Here is a 17820-nt window from a genome sequence, read left to right on the forward strand (position 1 = left end):
GTGCAGAATGGCTTGATGAAGACAAACTACTCCCTGCGCCCTGCCCAAGCCCGTGATGTACCGGCCCTGGTTGGACTGATTGAAGAACTGGCCGAGTTCGAGGGCTTGAGCCATATGCTCTCGCTGACGGCTGAAAAGCTGCATCGCCATCTCTTCGGTGACAAACCCGTCGTCGAGGCCTTGATCGGTGAGATCGACGGCGAGGTGGTGGGCTTCGCCCTGTTCTTCACCAACTTCAGCACCTTTCTGGGCAAGCCCGGCCTCTATCTGGAGGATTTGTATGTGCGCTCCGCGCACCGGGGTTCGGGCCTGGGCAAGGGCTTGCTGACCCGCCTGGCCCAGATCGCCCTGGAGCGCGATTACGGCCGCTTTGAATGGTCGGTGCTGGACTGGAATGAAGACGCCATCGGCTTTTACGAGCGCATGGGCGCCACCGTGCTGCCCGATTGGCGCATCTGCCGTATCAGCGGCGCGGCGCTGGAAAAGTTTCGCGGCTGAGTCTGGCTTAGCTCTGTTTTGGCCTTTTCCTAGCCCACTTCCTTGACGCAAATATTGACCGTTGCGATGCCTTTGAACTCGCTGAAGGGGTCGGTGCTTGCGCTGGCGGCCTTGACGGTCTGCCAGCGTCCCGGCCGCCTTTGCACGCTGCCATCCGGCAGCCGCTCGTCCAGAAAACAGCCGCCGCCGATGGCGGCCGCCAGCTTTTCGTCCAGGCTCAGCCGCGGACTGTTGGCGCGCGGGTCGCGCAGGGCTTGGTCACGTACCGCGGCGGCGCTGCCTTCGTCCGACCTAGGCTTTAGGTTCAGCGGTATTTGCAAATTCAGGCCTGGCCGTGCGGAGTCCCCAGCCACTTCAGTACTCCTTGGGGCGGCCGGCGTGGGCGCCTCATTGGACGCCGCCAGAGGGCTGGGCTCAATCGGCTGGGCTGCCGCTCTGGTGGGTCTTGCAGGCGCGGGGGCTTGTGCCCGAACAGGGGGCTGAGGTTTCTCTTTCAGCAGGCTGAGCACGATATGGCTCCAGGCCTGAGCCGGCAGCGGCCGACGTGCCTCGGCCGGTGAGTGCTGGGCCAGCAAAGCCCAGGCCAGCAAGAGCAGGTGCAGCAGCAAGACCAGGCCCAAAGCGGGCCAGGATCTGCTTTGAGCAAGGCGGGGTTTCAAGACTGGCTGCTCAGGGGGCCAGGGCGGAGTCGCTATTTGTCGCAAAGCTTGTTCAGCGCCGGGGTGGGCATGATGCCTTGATTGAAGGGGTCCAGCCTGGCAATGCGCGCCTCCGCCATGTCCACGCAAGTCGAGCCTTGGCGGACCCTGCGCTTGCCGTCGCCCGTGATGGTCTCGACCCGGCTGGGGTCGCTGCCCAAGGCCTGGGCCATGCGTTCACCCATGTCTTGGCGCTGGCTATTGCTGCGCGGGTCTTGGGTGGCGGCCCAGGCGGGGTGATTGGCGTTCTGGGCCGCTAGTGCGCGCTCGGCCGCCGTACCCGGCAGCTGCAAATTGAGCGGGGCTGGGGCCGATGCGCTGGCTTGCGCAGGCATGGCCGAGGCTGCCGCTGCGGCAGGGCCTGGCGCGGGCAAGCTGATGGCCCCGAGCCGTTCGTCTGGCGAGCCTGGTTTGAGCGGCCGTGCTTCGGATCGCGTCGTCTGGCTGGCCGGCGCGCTGCTGGCCTGGCGTTCGCGACGCTTGGCCTCAGGGGGTGATGCCTTGCCAGGGTTCAGCCACAAAGGGATCAGCAAGCTCGGCCGGCCAGGGGGCGTCAAGGGCCTGCTGGGTTTGGCACGCAGCTGATGAATCATCAAGCCAAGCAGGCCCAGGTGCAGCAGGGCCAGCAGGCCGAGCAGGCCGGCACGGCGCAGATTAAACGACGGCGGACCGGCCTGTTGGTTCATGGGGCCTGAGGAATGAATGGCTTAGCGGCTCAGCTGCACGCTCAGCTTGCTGCCTTCGGGCGCGATCAGCTTGGCGGAGTCGGGCCAGCGCTCCTGGCCGCTGAGCAGGGTGCAGCGATAGTCCGCCAGAACCTTGTCGTCCTTGGGGGCGGGTTGTCGAGCCTTGGCATCCATCTGCAGGGGCAGGCCCATCAGTTGGCCGTTCTCACGCCAGTTCAGCTCCCACTCGGGGCGGGGGCTGCAGATTTTGATCGCTTCAATCTGCGGCATCAGCCAGCGCAGGTAAAAGGGCAGCATCTCGGTGCGCAGGCTGTGGCCTATCTTCATCATGCGGCGCACCATCCCCATGTCCAGGTCCTCGGGTTTGACGTTGATCTCCAACTGACCGCTGATGCTCAAACTGCCTTTGGGCATATTGGTGGCCAGGTCGGCATTCTTGGCTTCCTCCGGGGGCAGGATGGGCAGGGCAAACTTGCCCTCGCTGTCCATGCGTATGGGCAGGTAGTTCTCTTCGCTGATCAGGGCCAGCTTGGGGGCGGGCCCGCTGTAGTTCGGGTCCTTGTGCTTGAGCTTGAAGTCCAGGCGGACCAAGCCTTCACCGAATTTTTGTAGTTTGCTGAGCACCTTGTTCATCTGCTCGTAGGGCAGTGCGGCGGGGTCCTTCACCATTTGTACTTGGACGGTTTCCAACTGCGTGGGGGCCGACGCCGCAGGGGCGGGCGGCGTCTGCGCGAAGGCACTGGCGCTCAAGAGCAGGGCGAGGCCCAGCAGTGCAGGGCGCGGGAGGGAGGGGTACACAGACTTCTTCATATCGGCAAGGCGACTCTCTTGGAACAAGCGTGAAAGATGGTGGTTGGACGGACCGGGGTGAAGCAGGGGTGGAGCAAGGGTGGAGAAGAGGGGAAGGGAGTTGCTGAGATCGGGTGAGTGGGCTGCGGCACTGTTTGCTGCACTACTTGCTGCACTTGCCGCGTGCCTCGGCCAGCAGCCAAAAAGGCGCGCTGAGCAAGCCCATGCCGCCGCCGGCGAACTCGCCTTTGAGGCAATCGCCGTGGCCGGCTTTCTTCATTTCTTGGGCCAGCTTTTGATCGGCGCTGACGAAGTCTTCGCCCATGGCGCCTGCCGCCCGCTCGGACAAGAGCGGCGCCTTGGCCGCCATGCGCAGGGCGCGGCGGGTGGCTTCGCTGTCGAGGATGGAGCCGGTCGGGGGCGCTGCTGTTTCCTGCGGCGCCGAGGCCGCGGGCAGGCTGGTGGCCAAGCTGGAGACGGCCGGGGCTGGGCTCGGCTGTTCGGGCAGCTCTTGCTTGCGGGGCTGAATCGACTGTGGGGCCTGTGGCCGCCTTGCGCTTGGCGGCTTTGCGGCAGAGGGGCTGGGCTGGCTTGTTTTGACCGGTGTGGGACTGTCTAAGAACAAGCTGACGCTGATGCTTTTGCGGGCTGGCGCCGCGCCAGTTGCTTGGCCGCGTAGCTGATGCAGCATCAAGAAAGCCAGGCCCAGATGCAGCAGGGCCAGCACAGCGAGCAGGCCGGCACGGCGCAGATCAAGTGGCTTCGCCATCGCCAGCGGCCTCATCCGGCCCATCCACATAACTGAGTAAATCACCGGGCTGGCAATCCAGGGCGCGGCAGATGGCGGCCAAGGTGTCGAAGCGCACGCCGCGCACCTTGCCAGATTTGAGCAGGGACAGATTGGCCTCGGTGATGCCCACCAACTCGGCCAATTCACGTGAGCGCATCTTGCGGCGAGCCAGCATCACGTCGAGGGTGACAAGAATTGGCATCAGACGAATTCCGCGTTTTCTTGGGCGACGCGGCTGGCCTCAAACATGACCCGGGCGATGGCCAGGAAGAGCAGGCCAAAGAAAAGGCTGAAGCCGTGCTCAAACGCGAAGTGCAGGGTCAGCACCCGGTTGCCCGGCGGGTTGCCCAGGGTGAGAGCCAGCACGGCCAGGGTGTCGCTCAGCGGTGCGGCCAGGGTGTGGGCGGCCAGGGCAAAGGCGAAGCGGCGCAAGCGGCGCACGGGTTCCACGCCAAACACCTCACCGCGCTGATAGCAGCTGAACAAAACCCAGACCTGCCACAGGGCGAAGAGGCGCAGGCCGTTCACCAGCCAGCTGCTCAGCCAGCCGTAGAACAGCGATTGGCCGTCGGTTTGCAAGATGACGGCGTCACCCACCAACATCTGGCGCATGGAGCTCTCCACCCAGTTCGGGTGACTCCAGAACATGGCGGGTGCCACCAGGGTGAACAGGGCGCCAGCCAGGCAAAACAGCTTGATGCTCCAGGCCAGTCGCTTCATGGCCACCGAGGAGGGGGCAGAGGGCGCCGCTGGCGTGCGATTCTGGCTTCTGGGCATGTCCATGTGACTTACTTTGTATTGATAAGAAATTACTGTAAAACAATAAAAAATCAATGTAAAGTAAAAAGCATGAAATGGCTTCAACAATATGCTGGCCTGCTCCTGGCTTTTCTGGCGCTGCTGCTGGCGCTGGGCTTGCTGCTGAGCCGCAGCTAAGACCACGGGTTCCTCGTGGCTGTGCCGATTTCAGGGCGGCTGATCGTCCGGCCAATGCGGGTTTAGCAGGGCAAAGACCTCGTGGTCCCGCCAGGCGCCGTTGATGAAGAGATAGCGGGGGCTCAGGCCTTGGGAAGCAAAGCCCAGGCGGCGCAGCACGGCCAGGCTGGGCCGGTTCGCCGGCTGCACCGAGGCCTGGATGCGATGCAGGCGCACACGGGGGCCGAACATTTCGGCGATGGCCAGGCTCAGGCCCTCGTTCATCAGGCCTTGGCCCTGCGCCTGCTCGTCCAGGCTATAGCCCAGCAAGGCGTTCTGAAACGGGCCGCGTGCCACTTGCGAGAAGTGGATGCTGCCGATCATGCGCTCGGGTGCGCTGGCCAGGCTCAGCCAGAAGCGGTAGGCCGTGCCCTCGACAAAGGCTTCCAGGCCCTGGGCCAGGCGTTGGGCCACGGCCTCGGGCTCGAAAAAGCCGGGCGGGTAAGTGGGGTCCCAGGGGGCGAAGAAGGCGAGATTGCGTTGGTGGTAGTCCAGCACCTGGGCCTGCATGCTCAGGGCCGGAGCGCGCAGCAGCAGGCGCGGGCCTTGCAGCACGGTGAGGGCGTGGCCGGGTTTGGTTTGAGGCATGGCAGACGGGGGCTTAGGCTTGACCCTGAGCCTTGATCGGCGGGGCGAAGCGCAGGACCTTGCCGATGCGGTTCCAGGCATTGATATGGGCGACCGAGGCGCTCAGATAGCTCAGGTCGGCCGGGCCGAATTCGGCCAGGGCCTGGGCGAACAAGGCGTCGTCCACATCGCCTTGGGCGGCCAGCGTCAGGCGCTCGGCGAAGGCCAGGGCGATGCGTTCGCGCGGGCTGTAGACCGGCGCCTCGGCCCAGGTGGCCAGCAGGTCCAGCTTCTCGGCGGGCACGTGCAGGCTGCGGGCCAGATTGAGGTGGAACTGCAGGCAAAAAGCGCAGCCATTGAGCTGCGAGGCGCGCAGCTTGATCAGCTCGATCAAGTCCTTGCCGAGGTTTGATCCGGCCACCGCCTTGCCGATGGCGCTCAGGCCTTCGGTGACGCCGGGAGCGAGTTTGGCGAATTCTGCGTAGTCGATGCGAACGGCGGTCATGGTGTGTTCACCCCTGTGTTGGCTAAGAAAGATGGCCGCATTATTGACGGCTCTGGGCGCTTCTTTTGTGGCGGTTGCTGAGTGCTGGGGCTGGCTTGGCTCCGAGTGCCTTGGGGCGGCTGGCGCGCAATCGCCTTGTGTGTAGCTGGGTTTTGTATATCCTGAGTTTTCAGTAATTACTGAAAACTCGATAAACTTTGTGGCATATCAAGGGCGCGGGCGGCACTGCTTTGCGCCAGTTCAAGTGCCACAAGAAAAGAGAGTGCTAGACCATGCAGACCATGAGCCCCCTGGTGCGCAGCTTTGTCGCCCATTTTGGTGAGATGGGCAGCCGCTGGGGCATCAACCGAACGGTGGGGCAGATCTATGCCCTGATCTATGTGTCCCCGCAGGCGCTGAACGCCGACGAGATGGCCGAGGCGCTGGAGTTCAGCCGCTCCAATGTATCCATGGGCCTGAAGGAGTTGCAGGCCTGGCGCTTGGTCAAGCTGCGCCATCTGCCGGGCGATCGGCGCGAGTACTTCGAGGCGCCCGGTGATGCCTGGGAGATCTTCCGCACCCTGGCCGAGGAGCGCCGCCGCCGCGAGATCGAACCCACCTTGTCCATGCTGCGCAATGCCTTGCTGGAAGCTCCGCAGACCGAGGAGGACCGGGTGGCGCAGGAGCGCATGCGCAGCATGCACGACCTGATCGAGCTGATGACGCGCTGGTTCGACGATGTGCAGCGCCTGGACTCGCAAACCCTGGCCCAGCTGATGAAGATGGGCGCCAAGGTGCAAAAGCTGCTGGAGTTCACCGGCAAGGTCAAGCCCGCGCCCAGTCGGCTGGAGAAGTAAGCCATGGACGCCATCGTGCTGGCCCGGATGCAGTTTGCGGCCAATATCACCTTCCACATCCTCTTCCCCACCATCAATATCGCCCTGGGCTGGATGCTGCTGTTCTTCCGCTGGCGCTGGCTCAAGACCCAGGATCAGGCCTGGTTGCAGGCCTACCGCTTCTGGACCAAGGTCTTCGCCCTGAGCTTTGCCCTGGGCGTGGTCAGCGGCATCACCATGAGTTTCCAGTTTGGCACCAACTGGCCAGGCTTCATGGAAAAAGCCGGCAATATCGCCGGCCCCTTGCTGGGCTACGAGGTGTTAACGGCGTTTTTCCTGGAAGCCAGTTTTCTGGGCGTGATGCTCTTCGGCCATGGCCGGGTGAGCGAGCGGGTGCACGCTTGGGCGACCTTTCTGGTGGCCTTTGGCACGACGCTGAGCGCCTTCTGGATCCTCAGCCTCAACTCCTGGATGCAGACCCCGCAGGGCCACGAGATCATCAACGGCGAGTTCTTTGCCAAGGACTGGTGGGCCATCATCTTCAATCCCTCCCTGCCTTACCGCCTCAGCCACAAGCTGCTGGCCTCGGGCCTGACAGTGGCCTTTTTCCTGGCCGGGGTCAGTGCCTGGCAGATGCTCAAGGGCAAGACCCAGGCCAGCACGGCCAAGGTGATGCGCGTGGGCCTGACGTTGGGCGCGGTGTTGATCCCCGTGCAGATTTTTGTGGGTGATCTTCATGGCCTCAACACCCTGGCTCACCAGCCGGCCAAGGTGGCGGCGATGGAGGGCGTGTGGCAGACCGAGAAGGGCGCGCCCCTGCTGCTGTTCGCCTGGCCCAATGAACAGACGCGCAGCAACGACTTTGCTCTGGGCATCCCCAAGGCGGCCAGCCTGATCCTCACCCATGACCCCGAGGGTGAGATCCGTGGTCTGAATGAATTCCAGGGGGCTCACCCGCCGGTGGCGCCGCTGTTCTTTGGCTTTCGCATCATGGTGGGTCTTGGGGTTTTGATGTTGGCCTTCAGCTGGTTGGGCCTGTGGCTGTACCGCCGCTGCGCCTGGCGCATCGAGGCCTTGCCGCGCTGGCTTTTGTGGGGGCTGACGGGCATGACGTTTTCCGGCTGGCTGGCCACGGTGGCCGGCTGGTATGTGACCGAGATCGGCCGCCAGCCCTTCATCGTCTACGGCCTGCTGCGCACCGCGGACGTGGCCTCCAGCACGCCCGCGCCCATGATTGCCGCCACCTTGATGGGTTATGTGACTCTGTATCTGGGCCTCATCGTGGCCTATATCTCGGTCATCAAATACATGGCCGAGAAGGGCTTGCCGCAAGTGGCGGACGCCGCTTCTCAGGCCACCTCTTTGACCTCTCACCGGAGCCCGCAAGCATGAGCGCCGCCGAATGGATGCCCCTGGTTTTCCTGGGCCTGATGGGCCTGGCCCTGTTGATCTATGTGGTGCTGGACGGCTACGACCTGGGCGTGGGCCTCTTGATGCTGGGTGCCAGCGAGGCCCAGCAGGACCGCATGGTCGCCTCGATCGGCCCTTTTTGGGATGCCAATGAAACCTGGCTGGTGTTGGGCGTGGGGCTTTTGCTGGTGGCCTTTCCCAAGGCCCATGGCCTGATTCTGCAAGCGCTCTACCTGCCGGTGGCCTTGATGCTTTTGGGCCTGATGCTGCGCGGAGTGGCGTTCGACTTCCGCGTCAAAGCGCAAGCGCAGTGGAAGCCTTTGTGGAACGCGGCGTTCATGAGCGGTTCGGCCCTGGCTGCGGCGGCCCAGGGCTGGATGTTGGCGCGCTACATCAGCGGCTTTGCCGAGGGCTGGGCGTACACCGTTTTTGCTGCTGTGATCGCGCTGGCGCTGTCGGCCGCCTATGCCTTGCTGGGCGCGGCCTGGCTGATCATGAAGATGGAAGGGGACTTGCAGGCCCTGGCGGTGCGCCGCGCCAAGCTGGCCTGGCCGGCGGTGGTGCTGGGTTTGCTGCTGGTGTCTCTGATCACGCCCATGGTCAGCCCGTCGGTGGCGGCGCGCTGGTTCAGCCTGCCGGAGTTCATCGCCTTGCTGCCGATTCCCTTGATGACGGCCCTGTCCTTGCTGGCCTTGCGCGGGCTGCTCAACTCGCACCGGGTGTTGGGCAAGCTCTGTTGGGCGCCTTTCGCACTGATGGTGGTGGTGATGCTGCTGGGCTTTCTGGGCCTGGCCTACAGTCTGTTTCCCTTTGTCATCATGGATCGCATGACGGTCTGGCAAGCTGCGGCGGCCATCGACTCCCTGCGCTTCATTCTGTGGGGGGCGGCGCTGACGGTGCCGGCGATTCTGGGCTATACCGTGTTTGCCTATCGGGTGTTTTGGGGCAAATCGGGGGAGCTGAAGTACGCCTGAGGCGGGGGATTGGCGGCAGCGGCGGCGGCAAACTGACCCGCCCGGCGCAACTCATCGGCCAGAAACGCAGTTCGTCGCTTTGCGGTGGAGTCCGGGGGGGCTTGTCTGGATACTGCGAGCATGGATCCAGCCCAAGGCTGGAATGCTTGGGGGCTGGAAAAGAGGGAGGCGTATGTTCTGCGGTCAAAACTTGAATTCGATTGCCACACAACACAAAGAAAAAAGCCGGGTGAAGCGCTTGGGTTTGAGCCTGAGCCTGGTGCTGGGCATGGGCTTGTTGATGCCGGTGCAGGCCGCACAAGCCAGTGAGGTGGTCAAGCTGGCGCGTCTGGTGATCACCGGCAAGCGACTGAGCGCGCCGCCAGTGGCCAAGCCGGTACCGCCCTCCATCAGCAAGGGCGAGGTGCTGAGCCAGCGGGGCGACGATGACGATGGGCGCTTGGGTGAGGCCCGACGCAGCCAGTTTCGCCCCATCTAAGCGCCGCTAAACACCGCCAAAGCCAGGGCATTTACAGCCCTGGCTTTTTTCATTGCGAGCTGCGGTCAACGGATTTTGGGCGGCGCGGGGTGCAGGCGGCCCATGGCCAAGGCCTCCACATACTCTCCGTCTCGTAATGCGAAGGCCGGCATGCGGCCCTCGATCACAAAGCCGTGGCGCTGATAGAGGCGAACAGCTTTTTCGTTGTCCGCATACACGGTCAACTCCATCCGCAGAATTTGCGCCCAGTTGTCCGCATAGTCCAGCAAGGCCTGCATCAAGGCGCCGCCCACGCCTTGACCCTGGGCATGGGCGGCCACCGAGATGCCCATGGTCGCCGCATGCCGCCGCCGCAGCACAGGGCTTGCGGCATGCAGGCCGGCGCTGCCCACCAATTCATCGCCACGCAGCGCCACCAGAGACAGATCCACCCGCCCATTGCCCGGCTGCGCGCCTTCTTGCAGGCGTTGCCGCCACTGCTCCTCGCTGGGGTAGGGCAGTTGCAGCAGGCCGCCAAAGACTTCTGGGTGGCTCATCATGCTGACGAAGCCAGGTGCATCGTTCACTTGGGCACGGCGTATCGAGATTTCCATCAAAGACTCTCCTTGTGAGTGGGGCTGATGAGGCGGTGGAAATGAAAAAAGCCCGCTGGCTAGCGGGCTTTTTTCTCTGCGAGCGCCTGAGCTTGGGGGCTCCGGCTGGCTCTGGGATCAGGGTGAGAGGGATGTCATCGGCCGCTTGCGTGGCATCCCGGGCTTGGCTTGGCTGCGATGCATGGACTGCAGTAGCAGCAGGCAGCTAGGGCTCACCATCTGCAGGGTGTGCAGAGGGTTGCGGCTCAGATTGAGAGCAGGCGATTGAGCGAGGAGCTGATCAGGGATGCGGCGCGACATGGTCGAGCCAGTATGCGGGTGAAGCCTTGCAGACGTCAACGCCGAGGCACGGTGAATTATTTGCACACTGCGACAATGCGGCCATGCCTCGCCTGACCTCGATCCCTCTCGCGCCCGCCCCGGCTGGCAATGCTGTCAACGCTGAACCTGGCCAGCCCAGTGCTCGCGTCAAGGGTCAGGTCTTGCCTGCCGAGCGATTTGCCCTGCGCGTGGGCCCTAGTCCCATCGATGGTTTGGGGGTGTTCGCAGCCGAGGCCATTCCGGCCAAGCGCAAGATTGGTGAGCTGCGCGGCGAGGCCATCTCGGTGCGTGAAGCCCGCAAGCGCGCCAAAGGCCGCGAGCGGATTCATATCGTCGAGGTTTCTGAAACTCGTGCGGTGGACGCTACCGAGTCCAAGGACGCGCTGCGCCACATCAACCACAGCTGCGCGGCCAATGCCAAGCTGCGCATCAATCAGGGCCGGGTGGAGTTTTACGCCTTGCGCGATATCGAGCCGGGCGAAGAGCTCAGCTGCGACTATGGCGAGAGCCACCACGAAGGCCGGCTGAGCTGCCGCTGCGGGGCGGCGAATTGCGTGGGGCGGCTCTAAGCAAGGCTCAAACGAATCATTGAATTGGCGGGTTCGGGCCGAGCGGGGTCTTGCACTCCGCTCATGTCCTCCGGCTCCGGCCTGCGGCCGCCGCCTCCCCCTTTACTTCGCTGCGTGCAAGGCCCCACTCAGCCGGTTCGGCCTGTGGGGCCTACAGGCATGATTCAGGACAAGACCTGACCCTCTTGCGGCTGCAACCAGAACAGGCGCAGATCCTGGGCTGAGAACAAGGCGTCGTCGATCAGCACGTCCTGGTCGATCTCGTCCTCGGGCTCGTACTGCTCGGCAATATAGGCTTCGCGTTGTTCACCGGCAGGCATGGCCACGGCGGCGACGGACATCAGCATGGCGTCCAGCATCTGCCCGGCTTCGCTTTCGCTGTCGTGCACATACCAAACTTGCTCGTTGTCTTCCACGGCTTGCATAAAGCCTTCCACCCACATCACACCGGGCGCCGGCAGATCGCTGAGTTGGTCGGCCGTCAGCACGCCTTGGGCCAGCAGGTCGGCCTTGGTGGCTTCGTCGAACTCGGTGATCAGCGGCTCCAGCAGCATGGCTTCGGGGTCGGCCGACAGGGCTTCAGGGTCCAGGCTGTCGGCGATCTCGTTCCAGCGTGTCATCAGCACGTCCATGAACTCTTCGGTGGCTTCTTGCTCGTCCAGCACCGCCGCCCAGTTGTCGCCAAACAAGGCGTCCATGGCGGCGATGGGGCTGAGGACCACGGGGCCGCAGATCAGGGCGGTCATATAGCCGTCCAGGGTGTCAATCGGCACGGCATCCGCGTCTTCGGGTGTGGCGGCGGCCAGCATTTGGAGCAGGGCGGCCAAGCGCTCGGCATTGGCGTGATCGATATTGCTTTGGGTCATGTTTTTACGTCCTTGAAAAAGCAACAAGGGCTCTCGGTCTTTGTTGCGAGAGCCCTTGTCGGTGTCAGATTGAATAAAGAGTTATAGGCGTTCGGCCACCCAGGCCTGTACGCCCGCCAGCGCTGTTGCCAAGGCTGCCGGGTTATTGCCGCCGGCCATGGCCAGATCGGGCTTGCCGCCGCCCTTGCCGCCCACTTGCAAGGCGACGAAGTTGACCAACTCGCCGGCCTTGACCTTGGCCGTGCTGTCGGCTGTGACGCCAGCGGCCAGTTGCACCTTGTCGCCGTCCACGGCGGCCAGCACGATGGCGGCGGTCTTGAGCTTGTCCTTGAGCTTGTCCATGGTCTCGCGCAGGGTCTTGGCGTCGGCACCGCTCAAGACGGCGGCCAGCACCTTGATGCCATTCACGTCCACGGCCTGAGCCAGCAGCTCATCGCCCTGGGCCGAGGCCAGTTTGCTCTTGGCGGCGCTGAGTTCCTTCTCCAGGGCCTTGAGCTGATCCAAGACCGCGTGCACCCGCTGCTCCAACTCGGCCGGCGTGGCCTTGAGCGTGCCAGCCACGGCGGAGACGGTGTTCTCCAGCTTTTGCAGATAGGCTAGGGCGTTGTCACCGGTGATGGCTTCGATGCGGCGGATGCCAGCGGCCACGCCGCTCTCGGCCACGATCTTGAAGAGGCCGATATCGCCCGTTGCCTTGACGTGGGTGCCACCGCAGAGTTCCTTGGAGGAGCCGATGCTCAGCACGCGCACGGTCTCGCCGTACTTCTCTCCGAACAGCATCATGGCGCCGCTCTTTTGCGCGTCGTCCAGATTCATCACCTCGGCCTTGGCCGCAGCGTTGGCCAACACTTCAGCGTTCACGATGGCCTCGACCTTGGCAATCTGCTCGGCCGTGACGGGGGCGTTGTGGGCGAAGTCGAAGCGGGTGCGCTCGGCATTCACCAGCGAGCCCTTTTGCTGCACATGGGCGCCCAGCACCTCGCGCAAGGCCTTGTGCATCAAATGGGTGGCGCTGTGATTGCGCACGGTCTTGATGCGGTTCTCGGCGTTGACGCGGGCGGCAAAGCTGTCGCCGACCTTGATGCCACCTTCGAGCACGCGGCCGTGGTGGCCGAACACATCGGCCTGGATCTTGATCGTGTCTTCCACGGCAAAGCGGCTGGTGGCATTGCGCAGTTCGCCGCTGTCTCCCGCCTGACCGCCGCTTTCGGCGTAGAAGGGTGTGTGGTCCAAGACGACGACGGCATCATCACCGGCATTGGCTTGCTCGACCAAGGCGCCGTCCACGTAGACGGCGGTGACCTTGGAGGTCTCGCAGACCAGATGCTCATAGCCGTGGAAGGCGGTGGGTGCACCGCTGTATTCCAGGCCCTGGGCCATCTTGAACTTGCCGGCGGCGCGGGCTTGCTCGCGCTGGCGTGTCATGGCGGCGTCGAAGCCGGCTTGGTCCACCGTCACATCGCGTTCGCGGCAGACGTCGGCGGTCAGGTCGACGGGGAAGCCATAGGTGTCATGCAGCTTGAAGGCCGTCTCGCCGTCGAAGACGGTGTTGCCGGTCTTGGCCATCTCGGCCAGGGCCGCGTCCAGGATTTCCATGCCATTGGCAATGGTCTGGAAGAAGCGTTCTTCTTCTTGCTTGAGCACCTCGGTCACGCGGGCTTGGGCCTGGCGCAGCTCGGGGTAGGCGTCGCCCATCTGGTTCACCAGCTCGGCCACGATCTTGTGGAAGAAGGGGGTGCGAGCGCCCAGCTTGTAGCCGTGGCGGATGGCGCGGCGGGCGATGCGGCGCAGCACATAACCGCGACCTTCATTGCCGGGGATGACGCCATCCACGACGGTGAAGCTGCAGGCGCGGATGTGGTCGGCGATGACCTTGAGCGAAGCGCTGTCTTTGTCGCAGTCTTGCGCACCCGAGCCGTCAACGGCTGCCTTGGCTGCAGCCAGCAGGGCGACGAAGGTATCGATCTCGTAGTTCGAGTGCACATGCTGCAGCACGGCGGCCAGGCGCTCCAGGCCCATGCCGGTGTCCACCGAGGGCTTCGGAAGGCGGTGCATCACACCATCTTCCGTGCGATTGAACTGCATGAAGACGTTGTTCCAGATCTCGATATAGCGGTCGCCGTCCTCATTGGCGCTGCCCGGAGGGCCGCCGGCCACATCGGGGCCATGGTCGTAGAAGATCTCTGTGCAGGGGCCACAGGGGCCGGTGTCACCCATCATCCAGAAGTTGTCGGACATATAGCGTCCGCCCTTGTTGTCACCGATGCGCACGATGCGCTCGGCAGGCACGCCGACGACCTTGTTCCAGATCTCGTAAGCCTCGTCGTCTTCGGCATAGACCGTCACCCACAGCTTTTCGGCGGGCAGGTGAAAGTGTTGGGTCAGCAATTCCCAGGCGTACTGAATCGCATCGTGCTTGAAGTAGTCACCAAACGAGAAGTTGCCCAGCATCTCGAAGAAGGTGTGGTGGCGGGCGGTGTAGCCGACGTTGTCCAGGTCGTTGTGCTTGCCGCCGGCGCGGATGCACTTCTGGCTGGTGGTGGCACGGCTGTAGGCGCGCTTGTCAAAGCCCAGGAATACGTCCTTGAACTGGTTCATGCCCGCGTTGGTGAACAGCAGCGTGGGGTCGTCACCGGGGACGACGGGGCTGGACGCGACGATTTGATGCCCTTTGGATTCAAAGAACTTCAGAAAGGTCTGGCGGATGTCTGCTGCTTTCATTCTTGGGCTGCTTTCGGCTTAGGCGCGGGGGCGTGGCGCAAAAAACGCGGGCCGGGCCCGCGTCAGTTCTTGCTACTTCTTCAGTGCTGAATTATAGGGCGGCCCAGGGCTGACAAGCCTGTGACAGCCGGGGCTGCCCGCCTCGGGTAGAGTGTTGCGTCCAACAGCGCTGCGGTGCTTGTTGCGCAAACCTCGGAGACTCCAGCATGAATAGCAAGACTTCCCCTCTGGCCGCCCTCGACGACGCCAGCCTTTTGCGAACCCAGGCCCTGATCAACGGTGAATGGGTGAGCGGCGCCAGCCAATTCGCCGTCACCGACCCCGGCACCGGCGCGCATCTGGCCGATGTGGCCAATCTGGGGGCTAGCGAGGCGGACGCGGCGATTGCCGCCGCCAACAATGCCTGGGGCCCTTGGCGCAGCAAGACGGCCAAGGAACGTGCCGCCATCCTGATGCGTTGGTCGCAGCTGCTGCACAAACATGCCGAGGACCTGGCCCGCATCATGACGGCCGAGCAGGGCAAGCCCCTGGCCGAGGCGCGTGGCGAGGTGGCGTATGGCGCCAGCTTCATCGACTGGTTTGCCGAGGAGGGCAAGCGGGTCTACGGCGAGACCATCCCCACGACAGACAACAACAAGCGCTATCTGGTCATCAAGCAGCCCATGGGCGTTTGCGCGGCCATCACGCCCTGGAACTTCCCCATTGCCATGATCACCCGCAAGGTGGCGCCGGCCCTGGCGGCTGGCTGCACCGTGGTGATCAAACCGGCCGAGGCCACGCCGCTGTGCGCGCTGGCCGTGGCCGAATTGGCTCAGCGTGCCGGCATGCCGGCCGGTGTGTTGAATGTGTTGACGGCGGATGCCGACAACTCCATCGCCATCGGCCATGTGCTGTGCGATAGCGATGTGGTGCGCCATCTCTCCTTCACCGGCTCCACCGAGGTGGGCCGCATTCTGATGCGCCAGTGCGCGGGCACGGTCAAAAAGCTTTCGCTGGAGCTGGGCGGCAATGCGCCCTTCATCGTCTTCGACGATGCCGATCTGGACAGCGCGGTGGAGGGCGCCATCGCCAGCAAATACCGCAACGCCGGCCAGACCTGTGTGTGTGCCAACCGCCTCTATGTGCAGGCCGGTGTGTATGAGGCCTTCTTGGAGAAGCTGACCTTGAGAGTCGGCGCACTCAAGCTGGGCAATGGTTTTGAGTCGGGTGTGAATGTGGGCCCGCTGATCGACGCGCAAGCCATGGCCAAGGTGCAGTCCCATGTGGACGACGCCCTGGCCCTGGGCGCGCGCCTGCTGGTGGGCGGCAAGGCGGCCACCGAGCTGGGTGAGCAGTACTTCGAGCCGACCCTGCTGGCCGATGTGACGCCGGCCATGCTCTGCTCGCGCGAGGAGACCTTCGGCCCCTTGGCCCCTGTGTTCAAGTTCCAGACCGAGGCCGAGGCCATCGCCCTGGCCAATAACACCGAGTTCGGCCTGGCCAGCTATTTCTACAGCCGCGATATCGGCCGCATCTTCCGCGTCGGCGAGGCGCTGGAGTACGGCATGGTGGGCGTCAACACCGGCCTGATCGCCACGGCCGAGGTGCCGTTTGGCGGCGTCAAGCAAAGCGGCCTGGGCCGCGAGGGCGCACACCAGGGCATGGACGACTATGTGGAGATCAAATACCTCTGCCTGGGCGATATCCAGAAATAAGACTGGCGAGCGCGGCGCGCGTCGCCGCAATGTGCAAGGGCAGCCGAGGCTGCCCTTTTTTCATCGCCTGGGGCCGATGCCGGTCAGGACGCCAGCTTGAACACCGACACCGAGTCGACCAACTGCTGGGCCTGCAGCTTGAGGCTTTCGGCTGCGGCGGCCGATTGCTCGACCAGGGCGGCGTTTTCCTGCGTGGCCCGGTCCATATGCGCCACGGCGCGGCCGACTTGGGTGACGCCGGTGCTTTGCTCCTGGCTGGCTGCGCTGATCTCGCCCATGATGTCGGTGACGCGGCGGATGGAGTTGACCACCTCCTGAATGGTGGCGCCTGCGCCGTCCACCTGGGCGCAGCCCAGTTCTACCCGGTCCACGCTGGCACCGATCAAGCTCTTGATTTCCTTGGCCGCTTCGGCCGAGCGGCCGGCCAGGGTGCGCACCTCGCTGGCCACCACCGCAAAGCCACGGCCCTGCTCACCGGCGCGGGCAGCTTCCACCGCGGCATTGAGGGCCAGGATATTGGTCTGGAAGGCAATGCCGTCGATCACGCCGATGATGTCGGAGATCTTGCGCGAGCTCTCACTGATCTCGCGCATGGTGTTGACCACCTGGCCCACGGCCGCGCCGCCTTGCTGCGCAATCTGCGAGGCTTGCTGAGCCAGCTGATTGGCCTCGCCGGCGCTGTCGGCATTGCCGCGCACGGTGCTGCCCAGCTGGGTCATGGATGCGGCGGTTTGCTCCAGTGCCGAGGCCTGCTTCTCGGTGCGCAGGGACAGATCGCTATTGCCCGAGGAGATCTGTGCCGAGGCGGTGGCCACGCCCTCGGCGTTCTCGCGCACGTCTTGCACGATGGCGGCCAGGCGGCTCTGCATCTCTTGCATGGCGCCCAGCAGCTGGGCAGTTTCGTCGCTGCCTCTGGGGCTGATTCGCATGGCCAGGTCACCCGCGGCCACACCGCTGGCCACACGGACCGCCTCGGACAGGGGGCCGGTGATGGAACGCACCAACCACCAGCTGGCGGAGCTGCCCAGCAATAGGGCCAGACCCACCAGCAGTGCGATCTGCAGCTTGGCTTGGCCGACGTCCTCACTGGCCAGTTGGCCGTCGCGCGCCATCTGGGCTTCGCTGCGCTCGACCAAGGCGTCCACCGCCGCCATATAGGCCAGATGCTTGGGCCGCATATCGCGCAGCAGCAGGGTCTTGGCCGCCTCCATATCGCCGGATAGAACGGCCTTGGCGACCTTGTCGCGTTGCAGGCGGTACTCGCCCCGGGCTTGGTTCAGACGAGCCATGCCGCGCTGGCCTTCGGCGTCGTCCAGCACCTTGCTGAGCTTGTCCAGCGTGCTGACGGTGGTCTTGGAGATGTCGGCGATTTGCGCCAGCTGGGTCTCGATCTCGGCCTTGTCATTCAGGATGATCAGATCGCGCATGGCCCGGGCGACCTGGCCATTGGCCTCCTTGACGGAGAGCAGCAACTTCACCGTGGGGTAGCGCTCCTGCATGGTCAGGCGGAACTGCGCGTCGATCTCACTCAAGCGGCTCCAGGCCAGGCTGCCGAGCAGCAACATCAGCACACTCATGGCGGCGAAGCCAAGGCTCAGGCGGGTGGAAATCTTCATCGATCGGAAGCCCATTTGCGACTTCTCCTTTTCTTGTTTGACGAGGGGAGAAAAGGGCAGAGGGTAAAGATCGGGTCTGCGTCTGACTTGGCTTAGATCAAGGCGAATGGTTTCCATGCGCGAAAGCTCGCTTGCAGACTTCAAAAAGTCACGCGGCCGCTGCGAGCTGTCGCCTGGATGCGTCGGTTTGGTTGATTAGTGTCTTGGATGGGGTCAGGTCTTGCTAGTGAACCGTGGAACGAAAAAAAGGGCACC

The 17820-nt window shown here is 64.0% G+C and carries 19 protein-coding genes; 7 read left to right on the top strand and 12 right to left on the bottom strand.

Annotation, left to right across the window (positions count from 1 at the left end; all coding sequences use genetic code 11):
- Window positions 1–15 precede the first annotated feature (15 nt).
- On the top strand, window positions 16–498 hold the full coding sequence (locus DBR47_RS00495; protein WP_124446047.1) for a GNAT family N-acetyltransferase: 483 nt from the start codon (window positions 16–18) through the stop codon (window positions 496–498).
- 29 nt (window positions 499–527) lie between these two features.
- On the opposite strand, the gene DBR47_RS00500 is transcribed toward DBR47_RS00495, so the two are convergent.
- The 8 genes from DBR47_RS00500 to DBR47_RS00535 form a co-directional block, all read right to left on the bottom strand.
- Entirely contained in the window at window positions 528–1157 is a 630-nt protein-coding gene (locus DBR47_RS00500) for a hypothetical protein (RefSeq protein WP_124446048.1), read from the bottom strand.
- 32 nt (window positions 1158–1189) lie between these two features.
- Window positions 1190–1882: a hypothetical protein gene (locus tag DBR47_RS00505; RefSeq protein ID WP_124446049.1), complete on the bottom strand. Its 693-nt coding sequence runs from the start codon at window positions 1880–1882 to the stop codon at window positions 1190–1192.
- Window positions 1883–1903: 21 nt separating this feature from the next.
- Window positions 1904–2692 (bottom strand): hypothetical protein, encoded by a 789-nt coding sequence (locus DBR47_RS00510; protein ID WP_124446050.1) that lies wholly within the window; start codon window positions 2690–2692, stop codon window positions 1904–1906.
- Window positions 2693–2834: 142 nt separating this feature from the next.
- Entirely contained in the window at window positions 2835–3440 is a 606-nt protein-coding gene (locus DBR47_RS00515; RefSeq protein WP_124446051.1) for a hypothetical protein, read from the bottom strand.
- Window positions 3424–3663 carry a helix-turn-helix transcriptional regulator gene (locus DBR47_RS00520; RefSeq protein WP_124446052.1) on the bottom strand — a complete coding sequence of 80 codons (240 nt, stop codon included), beginning with the start codon at window positions 3661–3663 and terminating at the stop codon, window positions 3424–3426. Before DBR47_RS00520 ends, DBR47_RS00515 begins: the two co-directional genes overlap by 17 nt.
- Window positions 3663–4244 carry a DUF2975 domain-containing protein gene (locus DBR47_RS00525; protein WP_124446053.1) on the bottom strand — a complete coding sequence of 194 codons (582 nt, stop codon included), beginning with the start codon at window positions 4242–4244 and terminating at the stop codon, window positions 3663–3665. Before DBR47_RS00525 ends, DBR47_RS00520 begins: the two co-directional genes overlap by 1 nt.
- A gap of 183 nt (window positions 4245–4427) precedes the next feature.
- Window positions 4428–5024 (bottom strand): GNAT family N-acetyltransferase, encoded by a 597-nt coding sequence (locus tag DBR47_RS00530; protein ID WP_197046786.1) that lies wholly within the window; start codon window positions 5022–5024, stop codon window positions 4428–4430.
- Between the two features lie 13 nt (window positions 5025–5037).
- A complete protein-coding gene (locus tag DBR47_RS00535; protein WP_124446055.1) occupies window positions 5038–5508 on the bottom strand; it encodes a carboxymuconolactone decarboxylase family protein in 471 nt (156 codons plus the stop codon).
- Between the two features lie 272 nt (window positions 5509–5780).
- Between DBR47_RS00535 and DBR47_RS00540 the strand changes: the two genes are divergently transcribed.
- The 4 genes from DBR47_RS00540 to DBR47_RS00555 all read left to right on the top strand — a co-directional run bounded on the left by DBR47_RS00540 (window position 5781) and on the right by DBR47_RS00555 (window position 9185).
- The gene (locus DBR47_RS00540) at window positions 5781–6344 is read left to right on the top strand and encodes a GbsR/MarR family transcriptional regulator (RefSeq protein ID WP_197046787.1); all 564 of its coding nucleotides are present in this window, start codon (window positions 5781–5783) and stop codon (window positions 6342–6344) included.
- 3 nt (window positions 6345–6347) lie between these two features.
- A complete protein-coding gene (locus tag DBR47_RS00545) occupies window positions 6348–7715 on the top strand; it encodes a cytochrome ubiquinol oxidase subunit I (protein ID WP_124446056.1) in 1368 nt (455 codons plus the stop codon).
- Window positions 7712–8707 carry a cytochrome d ubiquinol oxidase subunit II gene (locus DBR47_RS00550; protein WP_124446057.1) on the top strand — a complete coding sequence of 332 codons (996 nt, stop codon included), beginning with the start codon at window positions 7712–7714 and terminating at the stop codon, window positions 8705–8707. Before DBR47_RS00545 ends, DBR47_RS00550 begins: the two co-directional genes overlap by 4 nt.
- 190 nt (window positions 8708–8897) lie before the next feature.
- The gene (locus tag DBR47_RS00555) at window positions 8898–9185 is read left to right on the top strand and encodes a hypothetical protein (protein ID WP_231512059.1); all 288 of its coding nucleotides are present in this window, start codon (window positions 8898–8900) and stop codon (window positions 9183–9185) included.
- A gap of 65 nt (window positions 9186–9250) precedes the next feature.
- Here the strand turns inward: DBR47_RS00555 and DBR47_RS00560 are convergent, their stop codons facing one another.
- Entirely contained in the window at window positions 9251–9778 is a 528-nt protein-coding gene (locus tag DBR47_RS00560; RefSeq protein ID WP_197046789.1) for a GNAT family N-acetyltransferase, read from the bottom strand.
- A 383-nt stretch (window positions 9779–10161) separates the two neighbouring features.
- On the opposite strand from DBR47_RS00560, the gene DBR47_RS00565 reads away from it, so the two are divergent.
- A complete protein-coding gene (locus tag DBR47_RS00565; protein WP_124446060.1) occupies window positions 10162–10668 on the top strand; it encodes an SET domain-containing protein in 507 nt (168 codons plus the stop codon).
- Between the two features lie 164 nt (window positions 10669–10832).
- Here the strand turns inward: DBR47_RS00565 and DBR47_RS00570 are convergent, their stop codons facing one another.
- Together DBR47_RS00570 and alaS are read right to left on the bottom strand one after the other, a co-directional pair.
- The gene (locus tag DBR47_RS00570; RefSeq protein WP_124446061.1) at window positions 10833–11534 is read right to left on the bottom strand and encodes a UPF0149 family protein; all 702 of its coding nucleotides are present in this window, start codon (window positions 11532–11534) and stop codon (window positions 10833–10835) included.
- An 81-nt stretch (window positions 11535–11615) separates the two neighbouring features.
- Window positions 11616–14255 (bottom strand): alanine--tRNA ligase, encoded by a 2640-nt coding sequence (alaS, locus tag DBR47_RS00575; protein WP_124446062.1) that lies wholly within the window; start codon window positions 14253–14255, stop codon window positions 11616–11618.
- Between the two features lie 206 nt (window positions 14256–14461).
- On the opposite strand from alaS, the gene DBR47_RS00580 reads away from it, so the two are divergent.
- Entirely contained in the window at window positions 14462–15949 is a 1488-nt protein-coding gene (locus DBR47_RS00580) for an NAD-dependent succinate-semialdehyde dehydrogenase (RefSeq protein ID WP_124446063.1), read from the top strand.
- Window positions 15950–16032: 83 nt separating this feature from the next.
- Here DBR47_RS00580 and DBR47_RS25315 read toward each other — a convergent pair whose 3' ends face one another.
- Window positions 16033–17565: a methyl-accepting chemotaxis protein gene (locus tag DBR47_RS25315; protein ID WP_305037007.1), complete on the bottom strand. Its 1533-nt coding sequence runs from the start codon at window positions 17563–17565 to the stop codon at window positions 16033–16035.
- Window positions 17566–17820 lie beyond the last annotated feature (255 nt).

This window comes from Paucibacter sp. KBW04 (assembly GCF_003852425.1).
Lineage (GTDB): Bacteria > Pseudomonadota > Gammaproteobacteria > Burkholderiales > Burkholderiaceae_C > Paucibacter_A.

Bases quoted from the DNA above. Each gene is read 5' to 3' on its own strand.
- DBR47_RS00495 (WP_124446047.1), top strand. From the start codon at position 16: ATGAAGACAAACTACTCCCTGCGCCCTGCCCAAGCCCGTGATGTACCG.
- DBR47_RS00505 (WP_124446049.1), bottom strand. From the start codon at position 1,882: ATGAACCAACAGGCCGGTCCGCCGTCGTTTAATCTGCGCCGTGCCGGC.
- DBR47_RS00510 (WP_124446050.1), bottom strand. From the start codon at position 2,692: ATGAAGAAGTCTGTGTACCCCTCCCTCCCGCGCCCTGCACTGCTGGGC.
- DBR47_RS00515 (WP_124446051.1), bottom strand. From the start codon at position 3,440: ATGGCGAAGCCACTTGATCTGCGCCGTGCCGGCCTGCTCGCTGTGCTG.
- DBR47_RS00520 (WP_124446052.1), bottom strand. From the start codon at position 3,663: ATGCCAATTCTTGTCACCCTCGACGTGATGCTGGCTCGCCGCAAGATG.
- DBR47_RS00525 (WP_124446053.1), bottom strand. From the start codon at position 4,244: ATGGACATGCCCAGAAGCCAGAATCGCACGCCAGCGGCGCCCTCTGCC.
- DBR47_RS00530 (WP_197046786.1), bottom strand. From the start codon at position 5,024: ATGCCTCAAACCAAACCCGGCCACGCCCTCACCGTGCTGCAAGGCCCG.
- DBR47_RS00535 (WP_124446055.1), bottom strand. From the start codon at position 5,508: ATGACCGCCGTTCGCATCGACTACGCAGAATTCGCCAAACTCGCTCCC.
- DBR47_RS00540 (WP_197046787.1), top strand. From the start codon at position 5,781: ATGCAGACCATGAGCCCCCTGGTGCGCAGCTTTGTCGCCCATTTTGGT.
- DBR47_RS00545 (WP_124446056.1), top strand. From the start codon at position 6,348: ATGGACGCCATCGTGCTGGCCCGGATGCAGTTTGCGGCCAATATCACC.
- DBR47_RS00550 (WP_124446057.1), top strand. From the start codon at position 7,712: ATGAGCGCCGCCGAATGGATGCCCCTGGTTTTCCTGGGCCTGATGGGC.
- DBR47_RS00560 (WP_197046789.1), bottom strand. From the start codon at position 9,778: ATGGAAATCTCGATACGCCGTGCCCAAGTGAACGATGCACCTGGCTTC.
- DBR47_RS00565 (WP_124446060.1), top strand. From the start codon at position 10,162: ATGCCTCGCCTGACCTCGATCCCTCTCGCGCCCGCCCCGGCTGGCAAT.
- DBR47_RS00570 (WP_124446061.1), bottom strand. From the start codon at position 11,534: ATGACCCAAAGCAATATCGATCACGCCAATGCCGAGCGCTTGGCCGCC.
- alaS (WP_124446062.1), bottom strand. From the start codon at position 14,255: ATGAAAGCAGCAGACATCCGCCAGACCTTTCTGAAGTTCTTTGAATCC.
- DBR47_RS00580 (WP_124446063.1), top strand. From the start codon at position 14,462: ATGAATAGCAAGACTTCCCCTCTGGCCGCCCTCGACGACGCCAGCCTT.
- DBR47_RS25315 (WP_305037007.1), bottom strand. From the start codon at position 17,565: ATGAAGATTTCCACCCGCCTGAGCCTTGGCTTCGCCGCCATGAGTGTG.